The following is a 21773-nucleotide window of genomic DNA, read 5'->3' as shown; positions in this document are numbered from 1 at the left end:
CCCGGCCCATACCGCATCCTGCTTGCAGCTTGCAGCTTGCAGCTTGCAGCTTGCCGTCGCCGCTCTGTCCGAGAAGGATACCTCATGCGTTTCTTGAATTTTCTGGTAGCGGGTTGTCTGGGGCTCATGGCAAGCGTTGCCCAGGCTGAGAACGTCGCTGGCCTTTATCAGGTGCGCGAGCAGGTGGCAGGGCAGGGGGCCGAGGCCCGTAACGCGGCGACCGCTCAAGCCTTCGATACCTTGGTACTGCGCCTGACCGGCGACCCGAAGGCTGTGCAGAGCCCCGGGCTTGCCGGGTTGCGCAAGGACCCACAGCAAATCATCAATCAGGTGGGCAGCGATGCAGGCCCGCCCGAATCGGTGATGGTCGAATTCGACCCTGGCAGTACCGAGCGTGCCCTGCGCAAGGCCGGCCTGGCACTGTGGGGCAGCAACCGCCCGTCCATCCTGGGCTGGTGGCTGAACGACAGCGCCGAGGGTAGCAACCTGGTCGGCGATGGCCAGCCCAGCGCCCAGCCCTTGCGCCAGGCAGCCCAGCACCGTGGCCTGCCCTTGCGCCTGCCGCTGGCCGACCTCCAAGAGCAGTTGGTGACCAACGCCAAACAGATCGACGCCAGCAAACCCGGCCCCCTGCGCGAAGCGTCCGAGCGGTACGGTGCCGACGCCTTGCTGGCCGTTCACGCCCAGGAGGCGGAAGGCAAGTGGCAGGGCAAATGGCAGCTGTGGCTGGGGGACCAGCACGAGCAGGGTACTGCCGAGGGCGCGTCCCCTGAGGCATTGGCTGATGCCGTGATGCTGGCGGTGAGTAACCGCCTTGCGCCGCGCTACGTCACCCGCCCCGGTGCCAGCAGCCAGTTGCTGATGCAGGTAGAAGGCATGAACCTGCAACGCTACGCCGAACTGGCCCGCATTCTTGAACCCTATGGTGCTCACCTGCAATTGGCAGAAGGTACCACCTTCACCTATGCAGTCACGGCCAACCGCGAGCAGTTGCGTGCCCAGCTGGGGCTTGCGCGGCTGCAGGAACTGCCGGCCGACCCCGCGCCTGCCAGCACCCTACCGCCAGCCTCGGCAGGGCAGCCCGCCCCTGACCCAGCAGTGCCCAAATCTTTCGATGGCTTGCGTTTCCTCTGGTAAGAGGCTTCATCATGACTGACATGCGTCGCTGGATCTGGCTGGGCTTGGCACTGCTGCTCATCGTGCTGCTGTATAGCCTGCACAATATCCTCACCCCGTTTCTGGTCGGCATCCTGCTGGCGTACCTGGCAGACCCCCTGGTCGATCGCCTGGAGCGCATGGGCATGTCGCGCACCTGGGGCGTGGTTGTGGTATTCGGCTTGGTCACTTTGGTAATGCTGGCCTTGCTGCTCGTGCTAATCCCGATGTTGGCCAAGCAGCTGGTTCGGCTCTACGAGCTGGCGCCCCAGGTGCTGGACTGGCTTGAACATGTTGCACTGCCCTGGGTACAGGGGCGCCTCGGGCTTGCAGATGGCTTCTGGAAGTTCGACAAGATCAAGGCGGCCATCGGCGCGCACATGGGGCAGACCACCGACATCGTGGGTGTGGTGCTGTCCCAGGCAACGGCCTCCAGCCTGGCCTTGATCGCCTGGCTGGCGAACATGGTGCTGATCCCGGTGGTGGGCTTTTACCTGCTGCGCGACTGGGACGTGATGATGGCCAAGTTGCGCAGCCTGCTGCCGCGCCAGAACGAGCCGAAAATCGTCGAGCTGGCCGGTGAGTGCCATGAGGTGCTGGGCGCGTTTGTACGCGGGCAGTTGCTGGTGATGGTCGCCCTGGGCTTCATCTATTCAGCCGGCCTGATGCTGGTTGGCCTGGAGTTGAGCCTGCTGATCGGCATGATGGCCGGGCTGGCGGCCATTGTGCCGTACATGGGCTTCATTATCGGTATTGGCGCAGCGCTGGTGGCTGGGTTGTTCCAGTTCGGTGGCGACCTTTATCCCATGCTCGGCATCGTGGCGGTGTTCATGGTGGGGCAGGCGCTGGAGGGTATGGTGCTGACCCCATTGCTGGTAGGGGATCGCATTGGCCTGCACCCCGTGGCAGTGATTTTCGCGATCCTGGCTGGCGGTGAACTGTTCGGTTTTACCGGCGTGTTGCTGGCGTTGCCGGTTGCAGCGGTGATCATGGTGCTGCTGCGGCATATGCACGACCTGTACAAGCAATCGGACATGTACGACGCAGACGTCGACCCTGAGTTGTAGCCGCATTTACCCGGGGCAGGCTGCAAGCCTTTGATTTTGCTTGCACTCTGCCCGGGTGTGATTGTGCACCCTGCGTTGCAGGTATAGACTTTGCCGACTGTTCACTAAAGGCCCCTGTGGTCCCGCCGACCGCCCGCGAGCATGAAACCACCGATCCAGTTGCCCCTGGGTGTGCGCCTGCGCGATGACGCCACCTTCATCAACTATTATCCGGGCGCCAACGCTGCGGCGCTGGGGTATGTCGAGCGTCTTTGCGAAGCGGACGCCGGCTGGACCGAGAGCCTCATCTACCTGTGGGGCAAGCAGGGCGTTGGGCGTTCCCATCTGCTGCAGGCCGCCACTCACCGCTTTCAGCAACGTGGCGAGCCAGCGGTGTATCTGCCCCTGGCGCAACTGCTGGAGCGCGGCATCGGGCTGCTCGATTACCTCGCCCAGTACGAACTGGTGTGCATCGATGACCTGCATGTCATCGCCGGCAAGCCGGACTGGGAAGAGGCAATGTTCCACCTGTTCAACCGCTTGCGGGACAGTGGCCGCCGCCTCCTGCTGGCCGCGTCTGCCTCGCCCCGCGAATTGCCCATCAAGCTCCCCGACCTCAAGTCGCGCCTCACCCTTGCCCTGGTGTTCCAGATGCGTGGGCTGTCCGACGAAGACAAGCTGCGTGCCCTGCAACTGCGGGCATCGCGCCGGGGTCTGCACCTCACTGATGAAGTCGGGCACTTCATTCTCACCCGTGGCGCGCGCAGCATGAGCGCGCTGTTCGACCTGCTCGAGCGCTTGGACCAGGCGTCCCTGCAGGCTCAGCGCAAGCTCACCATCCCGTTTCTGAAAGAAACCCTCGGCTGGTAACCCCCCTGAAAACGCTGGGCTAGAGCGGCCTCACAGAAAAGTCACATCTTTTTCGATAAAATTTGCAAATCGCCATCATAGAGGGCATAGTTCCACCCCACTAAAGGATTACAGACACGGTTGTGCCCATGCTCAAGCGCTTCGCACCCCTCGTGCCACTCGCACTCGTGACCCTGCTTTTTGGCTGCGCGGCCCAAGGCCCAGCTTCTTATTCGCAGCCCCAGGATCACACTCCGGTCGCCGTACAGCCGGCGATCAAGGCCAAAGCCTCGTCGTCGTCGGTATTCGGCGAACCGCAAGAAGTGGCCACTGAAGATGACCTGGAGGCTTTCTCCAGCAGCAAGCCCTACCAACTGCCGGTTCTGGCCGACAGTATTCTGGAGCGCGGCATGTCGTTGATCGGCACCCGCTACCGCTTTGGCGGTACCTCGGAACAGTCTGGCTTCGATTGCAGTGGTTTCATCGGCTACCTGTTCCGCGAAGAGGCGGGCATGACCCTGCCACGCTCAACGCGTGAAATGATCAACGTCGATGCACCCAAGGTTGCGCGCAACAAGCTCAAGCCAGGTGACTTGCTGTTCTTCAGCACCAACGGCCGGGGCCGCGTCAGCCATGCCGGTATCTACCTGGGTGATAACCAGTTCATCCACTCCAGCAGCCGCCGCAGCGGTGGCGTACGCATCGACAGCCTCGGTGACCGTTACTGGAGCAAGACCTTCATCGAAGCTAAGCGTGCCTTGGCCATGGCGCCGACCAGTATCGCGCGCAACTGATAGCATGTGATATACCCTGCCACGGCGGCGTTGCTTTTCAAAAAAAGCTCGCCGCCGTGCGCATTTACAGAAAACGTCTAATCTAAGTTCTCAACTCTTTTCGGCTGCGGCCCAGCGACCTCAGACAGGATGTTTTGGCCATGACAACGATGGCGCGCTTCGCATTGCTTTCCCTGGCAGCCCTTCTGGCTGCTTGTACCAGCCGGCCACCGGCACCTGCCCCGGTGGTGGTTCAGCCACGGGTCGTGTACAGCCAGCCAAGCGCTTCGCCCGTCGCCGATGACGTGCTCATCCGCGCGATTGGCCTGGTGGGTACGCCCTACCGTTGGGGCGGCAACACCCCCGACTCTGGCTTCGACTGCAGCGGCCTCATCAAATACGTCTACCGCGATGCCGCCGGTATCAGCCTGCCGCGCTCCACGCGGGAGATGATCGTCATGCAAGCGCCAACGGTAGATGCCAAGTCCCTGCAGTCCGGGGACCTGGTGTTCTTCGCCACAGGGGGTGGGTCGCAGGTCAGCCATGCGGGCATCTATGTGGGCGACGGGCGCTTCGTGCACGCCCCGTCCACCGGTGGCACCGTGCGCCTGGACTACCTGTCCAACAGCTACTGGGCCAGGGCTTACTTGCAGGCCAAGCGGGTGATCCAGCAGGGGCACCTGGCGCAGAACCCCTGAGCATGCTCAGGGGGCTTTGCTGACCCGCCATATGCTGTTGCCCACATCGTCAGCCACCAGTACACCACCGTGGCTGTCCTGCACGACGCCGACCGGTCGGCCCATGGCATTACCCGCCTGGTCGAGGAAGCCGGTCAATAGGTCCACGGGTGGGCCGGCCGGTGTGCCGGCGCTGTCGAACGGTACGAAGATTACTTTGTAGCCACTGTAGGGCTGCCGGTTCCACGAGCCGTGCTGCCCTATCAAGGCGCCTTGGCCAAAGCTCGGCGGCAACACACCCTGGTCGACAAAGGCCAGCCCGAGGGACGCGGTATGGGGCCCCACTGCGTAGTCGGGCGCTATTGCCTTGCTGACCTTGGCAGAGTCTTGCGGCTGCACCCGGTTGTCCACATGTTGCCCGTAGTAACTGTATGGCCAACCGTAGAACCCGCCTTTTTTCACAGACGTGATGTAGTCCGGTACCAGGTCACTGCCGATTTCGTCACGCTCGTTGACAGCGGTCCACAGGGCGCCACTGCCTGGCTGCCACGCCAGCCCGTTAGGGTTGCGCAGGCCACTGGCATAGATCCAATGCTTGCCGGTGGCCGGGTCTACCTCCCAGATCGCGGCCCGTTCAGCTTCCTTCTCCAGACCGTTTTCGCCCACGTTGCTGTTCGAGCCCACGGTCACGTACAGCCGTTTGCCGTCCGGGCTGGCGATCACGTTTTTTGTCCAGTGGTGATTCAAGGGGCCAGCAGGCAGTTCGGTCACCACCTCGCCTGCACCGGTAACCTGCTGCATACCGGGTTCGTAGTGAAAGCGCAGCAGTTTGTCCGTATCAGCCACGTAAAAGTCGTTGCCGATCAACGCCATGCCGAAGGGTGAATTGAGCCCTTCGATAAAGGACGTGCGGGTTTCAGCTACACCGTCATGGTCGGCGTCGCGCAGCAGCGTGATGCGGTTGCGGCTGGGCACTGCGGCGCCTGCACGTTTCATGGCCAACCCCATGGCCCAACCACGTATGCCGCGACTGTCCTCGGGCTTGGCGGGCGCATTGGTTTCCGCCACCAGGACATCCCCATTAGGCAGTACATAGAGCCATCGGGGGTGGTCCAGCCCTGCAGCAAAGCGGGTCACGTGCAAGCCTGGTGCTGCCTGAGGCATCACCCCCTTGGGCCAGCCGGTGGCCGGTGCGATGTTGACGGTGGGGAACAGAGTTGCAGCGGGGGGCGGGAGCTGCGGGGTAGGGCCCGTGCCATCGGCTACCGCCAGGCGGGCCGTTTCGCCGCAGCCTGCCAAGCCGGCGCACAGCACGAGCAACAGTGGAACGGGCGGGCGATTCATGGGGGCGTCTCTCAGTGCGGCAGGTAGTGCTTCAGAGAATAGCCGGGTCTGCTGGGTTCAGTCGCTGTGACCAGGGGCTACACCGCTACCGCCTGCTGACCACCTCGCTAGGCAGCATGGGGGCCTGACAACCCGAGGCAGGAGTACCCATGAAGAACCTTCTGGAAAAAGTCGACCGTGGCCTGGATGCGATAAGTGCTGGTATGCCGCTGGCACGATTGGTCGACAAGATCATCCGGGACTACCCCGACCCCTATGAGTTGGCCAGGGAACAGGCCACGCAAATCCTGCTGCGCCGTACCGGCAAGGCTATTGACCCCCGGTTCGTCTGGTGGCACCAGTTTCAAGGCACGGCTACCAGCAGCCCGCGCACGTTCACCGGCTGGCAGCATTCGGGGCGCCCCAGCAAGTCGCTGCGGCTGCCGCAGCTGGTGATCGAGCGCTTTGACCCGGGTTTTCAGGAGGCCTCCGACGAACTGAACGTTTACGGCGGCTTCTATCGCCAGGGCCCTCATGCCGGGCGGTTTGACGAACACAATGAAGTGCCGATGCTGCCCAGCGACGTGCTGGCTGATTTGTGGGCGCTGGATTTCGCCAGCCTCTACCGTCAGCGTGTCGATGAATTCTGGGTTCGGCATGGCCGGCATTTTCGTGTGCTGGCCAAGATCAACCTGTTGGCCCAAGCCCGGCATGCGGCGCAGGCCGGCAAGATAAACAGCACGCAGTGGGCGCAGTTGCGCGCCTTGGTTACTGACCGCTTGAGTGCAAACGAGCTGCCTGCACTGGCCCGGCTGGAGCATGACAGTAGCCAGCGCCCATTGAAGGTTTACCGCTACGCATTCGATCATGACGACCGCGGTTGCCTTTATAGCCTGCATGAGCAGAACGGACGGGCGATGCTGTATCTGCCATGGGCCGAGCAGGCCTTGTGGGCGTTCGAGTCCGAGCGCGCCATGGCTGGCTGGTTGCGCACGAGCCTGCAGGACCCGCAGTGGCTGGGTCAGTTCATGCGGGCTACGCATCTCTATGATGACGGCAGGGTGAAGCGTATCCATGGGCAGTTGCACAATTTGGCCCAGAGCGCCTCGGCCGAAGCTGCGCAGACGCTGTTGCAACCCCTGAAGCGCCCGGTGAAGAACGACTTCTTCGACTACATGGCCAACTTGTCCCGTGCCGAGATGCACAGCAATGCCAACCTGATGATCAGCAACCAGGACCTGCGCAAGGTGCTCTGGCGAGGCTACCTTGGGGCATTCCTGAAGGTGTTTGGCGGCTTTGCGCCCCTCGGGCGGCCAGTGCTCTGGGTCATGCTCGGGGTCACCGTCAGCCGGGTGGCGCTGGAGGTGGATGCTGCACTGGATGCACGAGACGATGACGGGCGCAAGGCGGCGTTACGCGCAGCCATGATCGATACGCTCATGGCTGCGCTCAACCTGGTGGATGTGATGTTCCAGGCCAGTTTCGACTCGCTGGCCTATCAGGCACCCCAGCATGAAGCCACGATTTCACTGGAGCACTGGCAAGTGCAGACGTCCGCGACCACGGCTGCGGAGGGTTTGGAAACCAACAACCTGCTGGTGGGTGAAACGGGCCGTGAAGGTCGGTTGGCGGGCGTGCTGGTGCAGGAGGATGGCTCCTGCTGGATCAAGCTGAACGGTTTGTCGTACCGGGTCCGTTACAGCACCGACCTGTCATGCTGGCTGATCGTGCCGGCCGAAAACCCATACGCATTCGGGCCCCTGCGCCCGGTCCGCCTGAGTGCCAGCGGTGAATGGGAGCTACTGGTGCCGCCCCGCCTGGCAGGCGGCAACCCCCCCGCTATAGAGAACGTCGCCACCGTAAACTCCCCTTTCTGGGACACCTACGCCGGCCTGGATTCTGCACAGAGCAAGGCCCTTAGCACCCAGGCGCTGAGGCGTCAGAAAGCCCTTCTGGAATCCTGGATGTTGCCTACGTTATCGGAGGGACGTGCGCCCGATGTGGATGCCAATGGGCTGGACTGCGTGATGGTCAGAAACGCCCCTGAATATTCGTACCGTCACGAGCGTGAGTATTTCAATTCGTTGATCGAGTACTACACCAGCGACGAGTCGCAAGTGAATGATGTGTTCCGCCATGGCCGCTATCGGTATGGGGACGAAGACAGCTATATCGCCAACCTGGCTGACTCGCTCGAGCGGTTGCCCAAGAGTAACGCGGTGACGCTGTACCGCGGTGGCAACGCAGCGCGTCACACCGGTGCGGCACCCTATCGCACAGGTCGGCTGAAGGTGGGGGACACACTGGTGACTACGGACCTGACGTCCTTTACCGAAAACCCCTATAAGGCAGCGGAGTTCGCCTCACGTGTATTGCCTGGGCAGGGGCGTGGTAACGCCAGGGAGTTCGATGACAGTTCCGTGATTTACCAGCTGCCTGCCGGGCGTTATGAGGATGGCACCCCGGTCAGCGCTTTTTCGCTGTACTGGGATGAAGCAGAAACGTTGTTTCTGCCTGGGCAGTACTTCCGGGTGGAGAATGTGGAGCAGGTGTACGGGGCCGGTTACCACTTTATTCTGGTTACCCTGGGCCGTACGGTTAAGCCTGCTTCCGGCGTGGTTCACGACCTGCGCACGGGCCAGGTATTCGACCCCGGCGTATTCAGCAGGCGCCTGCGTACGCCGGCGTTGGCAAAGCGGTTTTTCCCTGCGTGACCGGCCAGCCCAGTACGTTGTTCAACTTTGCCTGAGCAGCAGCGCAACGCCTGGGTAGTAGTTACCCAGTGCGTCGTGCAGCTTGCGGTAGGCGTAAGGGAAATACCAGGCAATGGCGCACGCAGTATGCTTCTGCAGGTCGTCCACCAGGTCCTGGAGTTCCTCGGGGCTGGCATGTTGCCCTGCCTTGCACGGGCTGATGAACAGGGCGCCGGCTTTCAGCTGGCTGGGGTAAGCCACTTGGTGAGCCAGGGCCGCAGTCTGTTGCAGGGCTGCCGCCATGTCCAGGCCGGCCATTTTCGGCCAGCGCTGGCTCACACTCAGGTAAAGCGCCTCGTCGAGGCTGCTGATCCATAGGTCGCAGCGTGCCTCACGGTCCTCGTCGTCCCGTTGTTTCTTGCCTGAAAACTGCTGCAGCGCGGTCAGTTCTGCTTGCCAGGCCGCCGCTGCCAGCAGCCCTGCATTGGCCGTTGCGCCGTGCCAGTAAGGCGCCTCGGCGTCGCCGGCGCAGCGGTTGTAGCGGTCGATGCATTCCACCCAGCGTTCGAACACAGGCGCCAGAAATTCCAGGCGCGGGTTGTTGATCAGATGGCCTCGCATGCTGCGCACTCCTGTTGTGATTATGGGGACGTACGACCTGCGTAATGGCTATGTGATATCACTTGCTTTCAGTGTGGCACAGTTTTGCCGAATGGCCATCGAGCCGGGTCGCTTTGTTATCCCGCCTAGGGGCTGCGTCGATTGACGCTCCCGACGCAACCCTCTAACCTTCGCGCGTGTTTCAGGTGCCCCACCAAGGGGTGAAACAGGGAAGCCGGTGGGTGCCAGCATGGCGCGATTCCGGCGCTGCCCCCGCAACGGTAAGTGAGTGACGGCCGCGCAATGCCACTGGGTATCTGTACCCGGGAAGGTGCGCAGGCTTGGGCCGGTGCCCGCTCGCAAGCCCGGAGACCGGCCTGACACTGCCAACGGCATCACGGAGGGTGATGCGCGGTGCACCGTGGCGTTCAGCCATGGCTCCTGCGCGCGCTCCTTTTGCCTGCTTATTCCCTGTCGCCATGGCTTGCCGTGGTGCCAGCCAGCGGAGCCCCCATGAGCGAAATCACCGAACGCGACGAACGTCACCTGGCGCGCATGCAGCGCAAGAAAGCGGTCATCGACGAACGCATCGCCAACTCCCCCAACGAATGCGGCTTGTTGCTGGTACTGACCGGCAATGGCAAGGGCAAGAGCAGCTCGGCGTTCGGCATGCTCGCGCGTGCACTGGGCCATGGCATGCAGTGCGGTGTCGTGCAATTCATCAAAGGCCGCAACAGCACGGGCGAAGAGCTGTTCTTCCGTCGCTTCCCCGAGCAGGTGCGTTACCACGTGATGGGCGAGGGTTTCACGTGGGAAACCCAGGATCGCCAGCGTGACATCGCGGCGGCCGAGGCGGCATGGGCCGTGTCGCGTCAACTGTTGCAGGACGAATCTGTGCAGTTCGTGGTACTCGACGAATTGAACATCGCCCTGAAGCACGGCTATCTGGACCTGGATCAGGTGCTGTCCGACATCCAGGCCCGCCCACCCATGCAGCACGTGATCGTCACCGGTCGCGGTGCCAAACCAGAGATGGTCGAGCTGGCGGACACGGTGACTGAAATGGGCATGCTCAAGCACGCATTCCAGGCCGGCATCCGTGCCCAGAAGGGCGTGGAACTGTGAGCGCACCCCGCCAATGCCCCGCGGTACTGATTGCAGCCCCGGCTTCAGGGCAGGGCAAGACCACGGTGACCGCGGCCCTGGCGCGGCTGCACCGCAACCTGGGCCGCAAGGTACGGGTGTTCAAATGCGGGCCCGACTTTCTCGACCCGATGATTCTCGAACGGGCCAGCGGTGCGCCGGTGTATCAGCTGGACCTGTGGATGATCGGTGCCGAGGAAAGCCGCCGGTTGCTGTGGGAGGCCGCAGGTGAGGCCGACCTGATCCTGATCGAAGGGGTGATGGGGCTGTTCGACGGCACCCCCTCGAGCGCGGACCTGGCACGCCATTTCGGCGTGCCGGTGTTGGCGGTCATCGATGGTACGGCCATGGCCCAAACCTTCGGTGCACTGGCCCTGGGGCTGGCCCGCTATCAGCCCGACCTGCCGTTTGCCGGGGTGCTGGCCAATCGAGTGGGCAGCCTGCGTCACGCCCAGTTGCTTGAGGGTAGCCTGACCGAGGGGCTGCGCTGGTACGGCGGGTTGTCCCGTGAGCGGGGCATCGAGTTGCCCAGCCGCCACCTCGGCCTGGTCCAGGCCAGTGAACTGAACGACCTCGATACCCGGCTGGACGCCGCCGCGCAGGCGCTGGGTGACAGCTGCGATGCCACCCTGCCGCCGGCGGTCATCTTCGCCCAGGCACAGCCGTTGCAACCCTCTGCCTTGCTGGAAGGTGTGCGGGTAGGCGTGGCGCACGACGAGGCCTTTGCCTTCACCTACGGCGCCAACCTTGAATTGCTGCGGCGCATGGGCGCGCAGCTGGTGTTCTTCTCGCCGCTGCATGACCAGGTGCTGCCGACGGTTGACAGCCTGTACCTGCCTGGTGGCTACCCCGAATTGCATCACCATGCCCTGGCCGCTAACGCCCCGATGTGCCAGGCCATTCGCGCGCACCACGCCCAGGGCAAGCCCCTGTTGGCAGAGTGTGGCGGCATGCTGTATTTGCTGGAAGCGCTCACCGATGTGGCTGGCGAGCGTGCCGAGCTGCTGGGCCTGCTGCCTGGCGAGGCGACCATGCAAAAACGCCTGGCGGCCTTGGCCTTGCAGGCTGTGGAACTGTCGGAGGGCACCCTGCGTGGCCATACCTATCACCATTCCCTGACCAGCACCACGCTGGAGCCCGTTGCACGTGGCCTGAGCCCCAATGGTGGGCGGGGTAACGAGGCGGTGTATCGCCTGGGGCGGTTGACGGCTTCCTATGTGCATTTTTATTTCCCCTCCAACCCTGAGGCAGCGGCGGCGCTGTTGCGACCATGACCGAGCACGTTTTCAGTGAGCCCGAGCGCGCTGCGGTATACCGGGCAATCGGCGAGCGCCGCGACATGCGCCATTTTGCCGGGGGCGAGGTGGCGCCAGAATTACTGGCGCGGCTGCTGGCGGCGGCCCATCAGGCACCCAGTGTCGGCCTCATGCAGCCCTGGCGCTTTATTCGCATTACCCAGCGTGAGTTACGCGGGCGCATCCAGGCGCTGGTCGAGCAGGAGCGTGTGCTGACTGCTCAGGCGTTGGGCGAGCGCTCCGACGACTTCATGAAACTCAAGGTCGAAGGCATAAACGATTGCGCAGAGCTGCTGGTGGCCGCCCTGATGGACAACCGCGAACCGCACCTGTTCGGCCGCCGCACGCTGCCTGAGATGGACCTTGCCTCGCTGGCCTGCGCCATCCAGAACCTGTGGCTGGCCGCACGTGCCGAAGGGCTGGGTATGGGCTGGGTGTCGTTGTTCGATCCGCAGGCCCTGGCCGCACTGTTGGGCATGCCCGCCGGGGCCAAACCTGTGGCGGTGCTCTGCCTGGGCCCTGTTACCGCGTTCTACCCGGCGCCCATGCTGGTGGTGGAGGGCTGGGCCCAGGAGCAGCCGCTGAGTGAGATGCTGTACGAAAACCGTTGGGGGGCACGCCCATGAGCGTAGCCTTGCTAACTGTCGCCGGCGTGGCTTTGGATGCCCTGTTCGGTGAGCCCCAGCGGCGTCACCCGTTGGTTGCGTTTGGCAACATGGCGGCCAACCTTGAGCGCCGTTTGAACGCGGGCGGCCGTGGCTGGCGCAGCCATGGCGTGAGTGCCTGGTTCCTGGCCGTGGTGCCCTTGACCTTGATTGCACTGATACTGTCCTGGCTGCCGGGCATAGGCTGGCTGGTGGACGTGCTCGCGTTGTACTGCGCGTTGGGCCTGCGCAGTTTGGGCGAACATGTACTGCCCGTTGCTGCCGCCTTGCGCCAGGGCGATCTGGAAGAGGCGCGGCGGCGTGTGGGTTACCTGGTCAGCCGCGAAACCCGTGAGCTGGATGAACCTGCGGTTGCCCGGGCGGCTACCGAGTCGGTGCTGGAAAACGGCAGCGATGCCGTGTTCGCCGCGTTGTTCTGGTTCGCGGTAGCCGGTGCGCCGGGGGTGGTGCTGTACCGTCTGAGCAATACCCTTGATGCCATGTGGGGCTACCGCAACGAGCGCTTCGAGCGTTTTGGCTGGTGCGCCGCGCGCATTGACGACCTGCTCAATTACGTGCCGGCCCGGCTGGTGGCATTGACCTATGCGGTGCTTGGCAAAACCCGGCTGGCACTGGCCTGCTGGCGCCGGCAGGGCCCCTTGTGGGACAGCCCCAACGCCGGGCCGGTGATGGCCGCTGGCGCGGGTGCGCTGGGGGTGGAACTTGGCGGGCCTGCGGTGTACCACGGCCAGTTGCACGAGCGCCCGCGCCTGGGCGAAGGGCCGGCAGCCAGCGAGGACGCCATCGAGCGTGGCTGGCAGTTGGTGCAGCGCGGGGTCTGGTTATGGCTGTTGGTGATCTGCCTGGGGGCGTACCTGAATGCTTGAACACGGTGGCCGCCTGCTGCGCGCAGTGCGCCAGTACGGCATTGCACGCGAGCACTGGCTGGACCTGTCCAGTGGCATCGCGCCTTGGCCCTTTCCCATCCCGTCTATTCCTGTGCAAGCCTGGGCCCGCCTGCCTGAAACCCATGACGGCCTGGAGCAGGCCGCCTGCCGTTACTATGGCGCCGCTCAGTTGCTGCCGGTTGCCGGGTCCCAGGCTGCCATTCAGGCGCTGCCGCTGCTGCGCCCGCCCGGCAACGTCGGGGTGCTCAGCCCCTGTTATGCCGAACACGCCCATGCCTGGCAGCGTGCCGGGCATCAGTTGACGGCGCTGGATGAAACCCAGGTCAAGGCATCACTCGATCACCTGGATGTGCTGGTGCTGGTGAACCCGAACAACCCGACCGGCCGCAGCCTGCCACGTGAAACGGTGCTGGCCTGGCACCAGCGCCTGGCAGCGCGTGGGGGCTGGTTGCTGGTGGACGAAGCCTTCATGGACAACACCCCCGCGTGCAGCGTGGTGGATTGTGCTGAGCGCCCTGGGCTGATCGTCTTGCGCTCGTTCGGCAAATTCTTTGGGCTGGCGGGGGTTCGCCTGGGCTTCGTGGCGGCTGAGGGCAGCCTGCTGTCGCGTCTGGCCGACCTGCTCGGGCCCTGGACCATCAACGGCCCGACCCGGGTCTTGGCCCAGGCCAGCCTGGCCGATCAGGCCACCCAGCATCTGCAACGCGAGCGCTGCGCGGCTTACAGCCTGCGCCTTGCACAATTATTGGCGCGTGGCGGGCTTGCCGTCAGCGGCGGCTGCGACCTGTTTCAGTATGTACGTTGCCAGCATGCTGCACACCTGCACGACCATCTTGCCCGCAGCGGCATTCTGGTTCGCCTGTTTGAACAGCCCTCGGCGCTGCGCTTTGGCCTGCCTGCCTGCGAGGCGGACGAACTGCGCCTGGCCCAGGCACTGGCTACCTACAAGAAGGACACCCCATGACCACCCTCATGGTGCAAGGCACTACGTCCGACGCCGGTAAAAGCACCCTGGTGACCGCCCTGTGCCGCTGGCTGTTGCGCCAGGGTGTTGGGGTGGTGCCATTCAAGCCGCAGAACATGGCGCTGAACAGTGCCGTGACCGCCGATGGTGGTGAAATTGGCCGCGCCCAGGCCGTCCAGGCCCAGGCCTGCCGCCTTGAGCCCCACACTGACATGAACCCGGTGCTGCTCAAACCCAACAGCGACACTGGCGCCCAGGTGATCATCCATGGCCGCGCCGTTACCAGCATGAATGCGGTCGCGTACCACGACTACAAGGCCATTGCCATGCAAGCGGTGCTGGCCTCCCACCGGCGCCTTAGCGAGGCCTGGCCAGTGGTGATGGTAGAAGGGGCAGGGTCCCCGGCGGAAATCAACTTGCGTGCCGGCGATATCGCCAACATGGGCTTTGCCGAGGCAGTGGATTGCCCCGTCATTTTGGTGGCCGACATCAACCGCGGAGGGGTCTTCGCCCACCTTGTCGGCACGCTGGAGCTGCTGTCGCCCAGCGAGCAGGCGCGGGTCAAAGGGTTTGTCATCAACCGTTTCAGGGGCGATATCGCCCTGCTGCAACCAGGGCTCGACTGGCTGGAGCAACGGACCGGCAAGCCGGTGCTGGGCGTGCTGCCCTACGTCACCGACCTGCACCTGGAGGCCGAGGATGGCATTGATGCACGCCAGGGCGAGAAGGATGCACAGGTACTGAAGGTGATCGTGCCGGTCCTGCCGCGTATCAGCAACCACACCGACTTCGACCCGCTGCGCCTGCACCCGCAGGTGGACCTGCAGTTTGTGGGCCCAGGCCAGCCTATACCACCTGCCGACCTGATTATCCTGCCGGGCTCCAAGAGTGTACGCAGTGACCTGGCCCAGCTGCGCGAACGCGGCTGGGACAAGGCCATCGAGCGGCATCTGCGCTACGGCGGCAAGTTGATCGGCATTTGTGGCGGGCTGCAGATGCTCGGCCGTGACGTCCACGACCCCGCCGGCCTGGAAGGCGCCGCCGGTTCCAGCGCGGGCCTGGGGCTGTTCGACTACGCCACGGTACTGGAGGCCGAGAAGCAACTGCGCAACGTGGCGGGCACCCTGGCGCTTGAAACTGCGCCTGTCACTGGTTACGAGATCCACGCCGGGGTCACGACCGGCCCGGCACTGGGCCACCCTGCGGTGCAGTTGGCCGATGGCCGCAGCGACGGCGCCATCAGTGCCGACGGGCAGGTGCTTGCCACTTACCTGCATGGCTTGTTCGAGGGCAGCGCCTCCTGCGCGGCGTTGCTGCGCTGGGCAGGCCTGGATGAAGTGCAGGTAATCGATTACCAGGCGTTGCGCGAACGCGACATCGAGCGCCTGGCCGACCTGGTTGAGCGGCACCTGGACACCCGCCGCCTGCTGCAACTGTGTGGGGTAGCCTGAAATGCACAACCTGATCCTGGGCGGTGCCCGCTCCGGCAAAAGCCGCCTCGCCGAACAACTGGCTGCCGACAGCGGCCTGCCGGTGACCTACATCGCCACCAGCCAACCCTTGGACGGCGAGATGAACGAACGTGTGCAACTCCACCGTCAGCGGCGCCCCGCCGAATGGGGGTTGATCGAGGAACCCCTGGCCCTGGCTAGCGTGCTACGGAGCGAAGCGGCAGAGGGGCGCTGCCTGCTGGTGGACTGCCTGACCTTGTGGCTGACCAACCTGCTGATGCTCGAAGACGATCAGCGCCTGGGTCAGGAGCGCGATGCGCTGGTGGAGTGCCTGCCCACCCTGCCTGGCACCCTGGTGCTGGTCAGTAACGAAACCGGCCTCGGCGTCGTGCCGATGGGCGAGCTGACCCGACGCTACGTCGACCTGGCCGGCTGGCTGCACCAGGCAGTGGCCGAGCGCTGTCAGCGCGTGGTCCTGACCGTGGCCGGCTTGCCCTTGATGTTGAAAGGACCTGCACTATGAACACCACCTGGTGGCAGAACCCCTGCCAAGCCGTCGATGAAAACGCCACGGGCCAGGCCCGTGCCCGTCAGCAGCAGTTGACCAAGCCAGCGGGGTCCCTTGGCCAGCTGGAGAGCCTGGCGGTTCAGCTGGCCGGCCTGCAGGGGCGCGAGCGCCCGACCGTGGATAACGTTTTCATCACCCTGTTTGCTGGCGACCATGGGGTCGTCGAGGAAGGCATCTCCGCCTACCCACAAGCCGTCACCGGTCAGATGCTGCGCAATTTCGTCGGTGGTGGCGCGGCAATCAGTGTGCTGGCCCGCCAACTGCAGGCCAGCCTGGAGGTGATCGACCTGGGCACGGTCGACCCGCATCTGGATCTGCCAGGGGTGAGCCATTTGCGCCTCGGCGCCGGTACCGCCAACTTGGCCCGCCAGCCTGCCATGACGGCGGGCCAGTTGCAGGCGGCCTTGCAGGCTGGCCGCGACAGCGCACAGCGTGCCGCCCAGGCCGGTGGGCAATTATTCATCGGTGGCGAGATGGGCATCGGCAACACCACGGCTGCAGCGGCCTTGGCCAGCGTGTTGCTGGACTGCCCGGCAGCGGCCCTGAGCGGCCCCGGTACGGGCCTAGACAATGCCGGCGTGCGGCACAAGGCCGAGGTTATCGAGCGGGCCCTGAGCTTGCATGCGTTGCAGGCCACAGACCCGTTGCAGGCGCTGGCCTGTGTGGGCGGCTTCGAGATTGCCGCCCTGGCCGGTGCTTATCTGGGCTGCGCGCAAGCCGGGGTGGCGGTACTGGTGGACGGCTTCATCTGTAGCGTCGCTGCGCTGGTGGCGGTGCGGCTGAACCCACAGTGCCGTCCCTGGTTGCTGTTTGCGCACCAGGGCGCCGAGCCCGGGCATCAGGCTGTGCTGGCTGCGCTGCAAGCCGAGCCATTGCTGGCGTTGGGCCTGCGGCTGGGTGAGGGCAGTGGTGCTGCCCTGGCCGTACCACTGCTGCGCCTGGCGTGTGCGCTGCACGGGCAGATGGCGACCTTTGCCGAGGCGGCCGTGGCGGACCGCCCGGCATGATTCTCGACCTGCTGCGCCACGGTGAAACCGAACAGGGTGGCCTGCGAGGCAGCATTGACGATGCCCTGACCGAAAAGGGTTGGGCACAGATGCGCGAGGCCGTGGCAAAGGCCGGCCATTGGCAGGTGCTGGTGAGTTCGCCGTTGCAGCGTTGTGGTCGCTTCGCCGATGAGCTGGGGGCGCAATTGGGCTTGCCCGTGCAGCGCGAGCCTGCCCTGCAGGAGCTGCACTTCGGTGACTGGGAGGGCCGCACCGCTGCACAGATCATGGACCAGCAGGCCGACGAGCTGGGGCGCTTCTGGGCAGACCCCTACGCCTACACACCGCCCAACGGCGAACCGGTTGAAGCCTTTGCCGGGCGCGTGCTGACGGCGGTAGGGCGCCTGGCGTGCCAGCACGCCGGCAAACGCGTGCTGCTGGTGACCCATGGTGGGGTGATACGCCTGTTGCTGGCCCGTGCCCGCGGCCTGCCAAGGGCACAACTGCTGCAGGTGGAGGTGGGCCACGGCGCACTTGTGCAGCTGCGGGTGACCGCGCAAGGGCAACTGATAGAGGGCTGCTGACATGCTACCGTTCTGGATCGCGTTGCAGTTTCTGAGCAGTTTGCCCGTCACCTTGCCGGGCATGCCAGCCCCTCGCGAGGTGGGCCGTTCGCTGCTGTTTTACCCGCTGGTTGGCCTGTTGTTCGGCCTGGTGCTCTGGTTGGCCAGCCACTTGCTGCAAGCGGTGCCGGCACCGCTGCATGCGGCGTTGCTGTTGAGCCTGTGGGTGGTGCTGAGTGGCGCCTTGCACCTGGATGGCCTGGCGGACAGTGCCGATGCCTGGCTGGGCGGGTTTGGCGACCGCGAACGCACCTTGCAGATCATGAAGGACCCCCGCAGCGGGCCGGTGGCGATCGTCACCCTGATGCTGGTGTTGCTGCTTAAATTCTGTGCCCTGTGGGTGCTGGTGGAGCAAGGCGCTGGTGCAGTGTTGCTGCTCGCACCCGTGATCGGCCGGGCCGCGATGCTTGGCCTGTTTCTTTCTACACCCTACGTCCGCCCTGGCGGCCTGGGCCAGGCCCTTGCCCAGCACCTGCCTCGGCGGGCTGCGATGGGGGTCGTGCTGGTGTGTACTGCTGTCGGCCTGCTGATGGCGGGTTGGGTCGTGGTGCTGGCACTGGGTGTGGCTGTCGCCTTGCGGCGTCTGATGTGCCGGCGACTGGGCGGCACTACGGGTGATACAGCCGGTGCCATGCTGGAGCTGCTTGAGTTGGCCGTAGTGCTTGGCCTGGCTTTGAGTCTTTAAGTTTCCTGCATGAATATCAGAGCCTTCCTACAGAAAATCTTGCGTTTATATTCCGTAAAAATCATTCAATCGTTTTGAAAAGACGCTAACCCCGTATTCAAGTAGGCTCGCTGCTTCCTGAAAGCTGGAGCAGCCTGCCATGCGCCATTGGTTATTCACCGTTCTGCTGATGCTCTGTGTACCCGTTGCTACGGCAGCAGACCTGATCACGTTCTGGGACACGCCCCGCCACGGCGGCAATAGCTTCAACCGGCTGCCACCGGATCAGGCGTATTTCGACGCATTGCGCGGGTATGGCGCAACCTGGGTGCGGTTGTCCTACGACAAGTGGCAGCCTGCGCAGCGGGATTTCCTGCTGGGTAACGCCGATCACTACCAAGGCCTGCCATCGGCCGACCTGGCCACATTGCGTACTGCTCTGGACCGTGCCCACCAAGCGGGGTTGAAGGTAGTGATCGCACCCCTTTCATTGCCGGGCATGCGCTGGTCGCAAAACAACAAGGGCCAGTTCGACGACCGCCTGTGGCAGGACAAAGCCTATTGGTTGCAGGCCGAGGGCTTCTGGAAAGACCTGGCGCGGGAGCTGAAAGGCCACCCGGCTGTGGCTGCGTACAACCTGGTGAACGAACCTGCGCCCGAGAAAATGAGCGACTTGGCCGAACACGCCGACGCCGAGAGCATGCGCCGGTGGTATGCCCGAGAGCAGGGTGGCGCGCGCGACTTGCCCGGGCTGTATCGGCAACTGATAACCGCTATCCGTCAGGAAGACCCAGCCACGCCGATCATGGTCGATGCGGGGTGGTTTGCCGCTGCCGATGCATTCGGCTACTGGCCGGCACCTTTGCCAGACCCACGTGTGCTCTACAGCATCCACATGTACGAGCCGTATTTTGTCACCAGTGCCCCCAATATGACCCGCAAGCAACCGTTGGCCTACCCCGGCGCGGCGCCCTTTGCCGGGCACACCCAGCAATGGGATAGCGAGCGGGTGAAGCGCTACCTGCAGCAGCCCATTGCCTGGGCGCAGGCCATGAAGTTGCCGCGTTCACGCCTGGTGGTAGGCGAGTTTGGCTGCATGCGCCGGCTGGCGGGCTGCCCGCAGTACCTTGAGGACGTTCTTGGGGTGCTCGACGGTGCCCGGCTGCATTGGGCGTTCTACAGTTTCCGCGAAGACAGCTGGGATGGCATGGACTACGAACTGGGCGCTGCGAAAGTGCCGTGGCGGTACTGGCAGGCGATCGAGCAGGGTGCTCCCGACACGCTTCCTCGCAAGGCCACCCCGCAGTTCGAACCTATCGCCAGGCGCCTGCGCCAGGCCGAGGGCGCGCCGTAACCCGATGCACCCGTACGCGCCACTTGATACCAGCCGGCCCACGCGTTCATGCTGCATGCCAGTGAGCGGGAATCTACCCGCAAGCACCTTGCGATGGGCTGGAGATAACAATAATGAGTTCGGTGTGGCGCACCAGCGGGTGGGTATTGTTGGGGGCGGCGTTGATTCTTGCGCTGTCTTTGGGCGTGCGGCATGGCTTTGGCCTGTTCCTGGCGCCGATGAGTGCGGATTTTGGCTGGGGCCGAGGGGTGTTTGCGTTCGCCATCGCCTTGCAGAACCTGGTCTGGGGGCTCGCCCAGCCGTTCGCGGGTGCTTTGGCTGACCGCCTCGGTGCGGGTCGGGTGGTGATGATCGGTGGGGTGCTGTACGCCACCGGGCTGGGGCTGATGGGCATGGCCGACTCTGCCTGGTCGCTTTCGCTCAGTGCCGGGCTACTGATCGGCATCGGCCTGTCCGGTACATCGTTCTCAGTGATATTGGGTGTGGTTGGGCGCGCCGTGCCGGCGGACAAGCGCAGTATGGCCATGGGCATCGCCAGCGCTGCCGGCTCGTTCGGCCAGTTCGCCATGTTGCCGGGCACGTTGGGCCTGATCCAGTGGCTGGGCTGGTCCGCCGCGTTACTGGTGTTGGGGCTGCTGGTGGCGTTTATCGTGCCGTTGGTGGGCCTGCTGCGCGATCGCCCGCTGCCCGCGCTGGGCAGTGAGCAGACCCTGGGCGACGCATTGCGCGAGGCGTGCGGGCATTCGGGCTTCTGGTTGCTGGCGTTGGGGTTCTTCGTGTGCGGGTTCCAGGTGGTGTTCATTGGTGTACACCTGCCGGCCTACCTGGTGGACCAGCACCTGCCGGCAACCACCGGCACCACCGTGCTGGCGCTGGTGGGCCTGTTCAATATCGCCGGTACGTTCACTGCCGGCTGGCTCGGCGGGCGCATGTCCAAGCCGCGTTTGCTCACTGGGCTGTATCTGCTGCGGGCGGTGGTTATCGTGCTGTTTCTTTGGGCGCCGGTGAGTGCGTTCAGTGCCTATCTGTTTGGTATCGCCATGGGGCTGTTGTGGTTGTCCACGGTGCCGCTGACCAATGGCACGGTGGCCACGTTGTTCGGGGTGCGCAACCTGTCGATGTTGGGCGGCATTGTGTTCCTGTTCCATCAGTTGGGGGCGTTTCTGGGCGGCTGGTTGGGGGGTGTTGTCTATGATCGAACGGGCAGCTACGACCTGGTCTGGCAGATCGCTATCCTGCTGAGCCTGATGGCGGCGGCCCTCAACTGGCCTGTGCGTGAACGGCCCGTGGCGCGTTTGCAGGCGGCAGCATGAACCGGTCTGTGGCGCGGGTGGGGCTGGTAATTGTGGCGCTGGGAGCGCTGGCCCTGGTGTGGTGGGGGTGGCACCAGGGCGGCATGGCGTTGATGCAATTGGGCATGGGCGTTTGTTAAGCGCTACGCTGCAAGTTCGGGCATTGGCCTACAGGAGTCAGTTGACGTGAAGACACAGTGGTTGACAGTACCGTTGCTGGCGTTGTGCGCCGCGCTACCGGTGTGGGCGGCCGAGTGCCCGGCGGTATTGCAGGGGGCGCTGCCAGAGCTGCGGGGCAAGGGGCAGGTGGATTTGTGCGAGCGTTATGGCGGTAAGCCGCTGGTGGTGATCAACACGGCCAGCTATTGCGGTTTTGCGCCGCAGTTCGAGGGGCTTGAGGCCACGTACAAGGAGTATCACGGTCAGGGGCTCGAGATGTTGGGGGTGCCCTCCAATGACTTCAAGCAGGAGGATGCCGACAGCGAGAAGACGGCGAAGGTCTGTTATGCCAATTATGGGGTGACCTTTACCATGACCAAGGAGCAGGCGGTACGGGGTAAGGATGCGATCCCCCTGTTTGTGGAACTGGCGAGGCAGAGCAGTGCGCCGAAGTGGAATTTTTATAAGTATGTGATTGATCGGCAGGGAAAGGTGATTGCGAGTTTTTCCAGTTTGACGAAGCCGGATGATCCGGCGTTTCGGGCGGCGATTGAGAGGGCTCTGGGGCGGTAGGGTTGAGTGGTTGTACTTGGGGGCATATATCGG

22 protein-coding genes and 1 riboswitch are annotated in these 21773 nt (G+C 64.1%); of the genes, 20 read left to right on the top strand and 2 right to left on the bottom strand.

The genetic code is table 11. The features are described 5' to 3' along the window. Positions 1–84 precede the first annotated feature (84 nt). From APH25_RS09435 to APH25_RS09415, 5 genes are all read left to right on the top strand, one after another. Positions 85–1137 carry a DUF2066 domain-containing protein gene (locus APH25_RS09435; RefSeq protein WP_060481731.1) on the top strand — a complete coding sequence of 351 codons (1053 nt, stop codon included), beginning with the start codon at positions 85–87 and terminating at the stop codon, positions 1135–1137. Positions 1138–1148: 11 nt separating this feature from the next. After that, the gene (locus tag APH25_RS09430) at positions 1149–2222 is read left to right on the top strand and encodes an AI-2E family transporter (RefSeq protein WP_060481730.1); all 1074 of its coding nucleotides are present in this window, start codon (positions 1149–1151) and stop codon (positions 2220–2222) included. 141 nt (positions 2223–2363) lie between these two features. Continuing rightward, complete coding sequence (hda, locus tag APH25_RS09425) at positions 2364–3071, top strand: DnaA regulatory inactivator Hda (RefSeq protein ID WP_060481729.1); 708 nt, start codon at positions 2364–2366, stop codon at positions 3069–3071. Between the two features lie 128 nt (positions 3072–3199). Beyond that, positions 3200–3844 (top strand): C40 family peptidase, encoded by a 645-nt coding sequence (locus APH25_RS09420; protein WP_028635049.1) that lies wholly within the window; start codon positions 3200–3202, stop codon positions 3842–3844. Positions 3845–3984: 140 nt separating this feature from the next. Continuing rightward, positions 3985–4521, top strand: coding sequence for a C40 family peptidase (locus tag APH25_RS09415; RefSeq protein ID WP_060481728.1), 537 nt, complete (start codon positions 3985–3987; stop codon positions 4519–4521). 6 nt (positions 4522–4527) lie between these two features. Here the strand turns inward: APH25_RS09415 and APH25_RS09410 are convergent, their stop codons facing one another. Then, entirely contained in the window at positions 4528–5844 is a 1317-nt protein-coding gene (locus tag APH25_RS09410) for a sorbosone dehydrogenase family protein (protein WP_060481727.1), read from the bottom strand. Between the two features lie 149 nt (positions 5845–5993). Between APH25_RS09410 and APH25_RS09405 the strand changes: the two genes are divergently transcribed. Then, positions 5994–8537 carry a dermonecrotic toxin domain-containing protein gene (locus APH25_RS09405; protein WP_060481726.1) on the top strand — a complete coding sequence of 848 codons (2544 nt, stop codon included), beginning with the start codon at positions 5994–5996 and terminating at the stop codon, positions 8535–8537. A gap of 21 nt (positions 8538–8558) precedes the next feature. On the opposite strand, the gene APH25_RS09400 is transcribed toward APH25_RS09405, so the two are convergent. Continuing rightward, positions 8559–9137 (bottom strand): hypothetical protein, encoded by a 579-nt coding sequence (locus APH25_RS09400; protein ID WP_028635053.1) that lies wholly within the window; start codon positions 9135–9137, stop codon positions 8559–8561. A gap of 166 nt (positions 9138–9303) precedes the next feature. Continuing rightward, positions 9304–9512, top strand: a riboswitch (cobalamin riboswitch). Between the two features lie 117 nt (positions 9513–9629). Here APH25_RS09400 and cobO point away from each other — a divergent pair. The 14 genes from cobO (at position 9630) to APH25_RS09335 (ending at position 21740) form a co-directional block, all read left to right on the top strand. Beyond that, positions 9630–10241 carry a cob(I)yrinic acid a,c-diamide adenosyltransferase gene (gene cobO / locus APH25_RS09395; RefSeq protein ID WP_028635054.1) on the top strand — a complete coding sequence of 204 codons (612 nt, stop codon included), beginning with the start codon at positions 9630–9632 and terminating at the stop codon, positions 10239–10241. Next, positions 10238–11533 (top strand): cobyrinate a,c-diamide synthase, encoded by a 1296-nt coding sequence (locus tag APH25_RS09390; RefSeq protein WP_060481725.1) that lies wholly within the window; start codon positions 10238–10240, stop codon positions 11531–11533. The genes cobO and APH25_RS09390 overlap by 4 nt, the downstream gene beginning before the upstream one ends. Next, positions 11530–12180 (top strand): 5,6-dimethylbenzimidazole synthase, encoded by a 651-nt coding sequence (gene bluB, locus APH25_RS09385; protein ID WP_060481724.1) that lies wholly within the window; start codon positions 11530–11532, stop codon positions 12178–12180. Before APH25_RS09390 ends, bluB begins: the two co-directional genes overlap by 4 nt. Further along, positions 12177–13085: an adenosylcobinamide-phosphate synthase CbiB gene (gene cbiB, locus APH25_RS09380; protein ID WP_060481732.1), complete on the top strand. Its 909-nt coding sequence runs from the start codon at positions 12177–12179 to the stop codon at positions 13083–13085. The genes bluB and cbiB overlap by 4 nt, the downstream gene beginning before the upstream one ends. Continuing rightward, a complete protein-coding gene (gene cobD / locus APH25_RS09375; RefSeq protein WP_060481723.1) occupies positions 13078–14070 on the top strand; it encodes a threonine-phosphate decarboxylase CobD in 993 nt (330 codons plus the stop codon). Before cbiB ends, cobD begins: the two co-directional genes overlap by 8 nt. Beyond that, positions 14067–15521 carry a cobyric acid synthase gene (locus tag APH25_RS09370; protein WP_060481722.1) on the top strand — a complete coding sequence of 485 codons (1455 nt, stop codon included), beginning with the start codon at positions 14067–14069 and terminating at the stop codon, positions 15519–15521. The genes cobD and APH25_RS09370 overlap by 4 nt, the downstream gene beginning before the upstream one ends. Before the next feature lies 1 nt (position 15522). Next, positions 15523–16044 (top strand): bifunctional adenosylcobinamide kinase/adenosylcobinamide-phosphate guanylyltransferase, encoded by a 522-nt coding sequence (gene cobU / locus APH25_RS09365; protein WP_060481721.1) that lies wholly within the window; start codon positions 15523–15525, stop codon positions 16042–16044. Further along, a complete protein-coding gene (cobT, locus tag APH25_RS09360; protein WP_060481720.1) occupies positions 16041–17096 on the top strand; it encodes a nicotinate-nucleotide--dimethylbenzimidazole phosphoribosyltransferase in 1056 nt (351 codons plus the stop codon). The genes cobU and cobT overlap by 4 nt, the downstream gene beginning before the upstream one ends. Next, entirely contained in the window at positions 17093–17659 is a 567-nt protein-coding gene (locus APH25_RS09355) for a histidine phosphatase family protein (RefSeq protein WP_060481719.1), read from the top strand. Before cobT ends, APH25_RS09355 begins: the two co-directional genes overlap by 4 nt. 1 nt (position 17660) lies before the next feature. Then, positions 17661–18383 (top strand): adenosylcobinamide-GDP ribazoletransferase, encoded by a 723-nt coding sequence (locus tag APH25_RS09350; protein ID WP_060481718.1) that lies wholly within the window; start codon positions 17661–17663, stop codon positions 18381–18383. A gap of 205 nt (positions 18384–18588) precedes the next feature. Continuing rightward, positions 18589–19716, top strand: coding sequence for a glycoside hydrolase family 5 protein (locus APH25_RS09345; RefSeq protein WP_256217501.1), 1128 nt, complete (start codon positions 18589–18591; stop codon positions 19714–19716). Positions 19717–19829: 113 nt separating this feature from the next. Next, entirely contained in the window at positions 19830–21029 is a 1200-nt protein-coding gene (locus tag APH25_RS09340; RefSeq protein WP_060481716.1) for an MFS transporter, read from the top strand. Then, positions 21026–21148: a hypothetical protein gene (locus APH25_RS25895; protein ID WP_256217500.1), complete on the top strand. Its 123-nt coding sequence runs from the start codon at positions 21026–21028 to the stop codon at positions 21146–21148. The genes APH25_RS09340 and APH25_RS25895 overlap by 4 nt, the downstream gene beginning before the upstream one ends. 46 nt (positions 21149–21194) lie before the next feature. Next, the gene (locus APH25_RS09335) at positions 21195–21740 is read left to right on the top strand and encodes a glutathione peroxidase (RefSeq protein ID WP_060481715.1); all 546 of its coding nucleotides are present in this window, start codon (positions 21195–21197) and stop codon (positions 21738–21740) included. The last annotated feature ends 33 nt before the right edge of the window (positions 21741–21773 follow it).

The sequence above is a fragment of the Pseudomonas sp. NBRC 111119 genome (assembly GCF_001320125.1).
GTDB classification, from domain to species: Bacteria; Pseudomonadota; Gammaproteobacteria; order Pseudomonadales; family Pseudomonadaceae; genus Aquipseudomonas; species Aquipseudomonas parafulva.
The sequence above is the reverse complement of the archived record's forward strand: the minus strand, read 5'-3'. Positions and strand labels throughout refer to the sequence as shown.

Coding starts and splice junctions, on each gene's coding strand:
- APH25_RS09435 (WP_060481731.1), top strand. CDS start 85: ATGCGTTTCTTGAATTTTCTGGTAGCGGGTTGTCTGGGGCTCATGGCA.
- APH25_RS09430 (WP_060481730.1), top strand. CDS start 1,149: ATGACTGACATGCGTCGCTGGATCTGGCTGGGCTTGGCACTGCTGCTC.
- hda (WP_060481729.1), top strand. CDS start 2,364: ATGAAACCACCGATCCAGTTGCCCCTGGGTGTGCGCCTGCGCGATGAC.
- APH25_RS09420 (WP_028635049.1), top strand. CDS start 3,200: ATGCTCAAGCGCTTCGCACCCCTCGTGCCACTCGCACTCGTGACCCTG.
- APH25_RS09415 (WP_060481728.1), top strand. CDS start 3,985: ATGACAACGATGGCGCGCTTCGCATTGCTTTCCCTGGCAGCCCTTCTG.
- APH25_RS09410 (WP_060481727.1), bottom strand. CDS start 5,844: ATGAATCGCCCGCCCGTTCCACTGTTGCTCGTGCTGTGCGCCGGCTTG.
- APH25_RS09405 (WP_060481726.1), top strand. CDS start 5,994: ATGAAGAACCTTCTGGAAAAAGTCGACCGTGGCCTGGATGCGATAAGT.
- APH25_RS09400 (WP_028635053.1), bottom strand. CDS start 9,137: ATGCGAGGCCATCTGATCAACAACCCGCGCCTGGAATTTCTGGCGCCT.
- cobO (WP_028635054.1), top strand. CDS start 9,630: ATGAGCGAAATCACCGAACGCGACGAACGTCACCTGGCGCGCATGCAG.
- bluB (WP_060481724.1), top strand. CDS start 11,530: ATGACCGAGCACGTTTTCAGTGAGCCCGAGCGCGCTGCGGTATACCGG.
- cbiB (WP_060481732.1), top strand. CDS start 12,177: ATGAGCGTAGCCTTGCTAACTGTCGCCGGCGTGGCTTTGGATGCCCTG.
- cobD (WP_060481723.1), top strand. CDS start 13,078: ATGCTTGAACACGGTGGCCGCCTGCTGCGCGCAGTGCGCCAGTACGGC.
- APH25_RS09370 (WP_060481722.1), top strand. CDS start 14,067: ATGACCACCCTCATGGTGCAAGGCACTACGTCCGACGCCGGTAAAAGC.
- cobU (WP_060481721.1), top strand. CDS start 15,523: ATGCACAACCTGATCCTGGGCGGTGCCCGCTCCGGCAAAAGCCGCCTC.
- cobT (WP_060481720.1), top strand. CDS start 16,041: ATGAACACCACCTGGTGGCAGAACCCCTGCCAAGCCGTCGATGAAAAC.
- APH25_RS09355 (WP_060481719.1), top strand. CDS start 17,093: ATGATTCTCGACCTGCTGCGCCACGGTGAAACCGAACAGGGTGGCCTG.
- APH25_RS09350 (WP_060481718.1), top strand. CDS start 17,661: ATGCTACCGTTCTGGATCGCGTTGCAGTTTCTGAGCAGTTTGCCCGTC.
- APH25_RS09340 (WP_060481716.1), top strand. CDS start 19,830: ATGAGTTCGGTGTGGCGCACCAGCGGGTGGGTATTGTTGGGGGCGGCG.
- APH25_RS25895 (WP_256217500.1), top strand. CDS start 21,026: ATGAACCGGTCTGTGGCGCGGGTGGGGCTGGTAATTGTGGCGCTGGGA.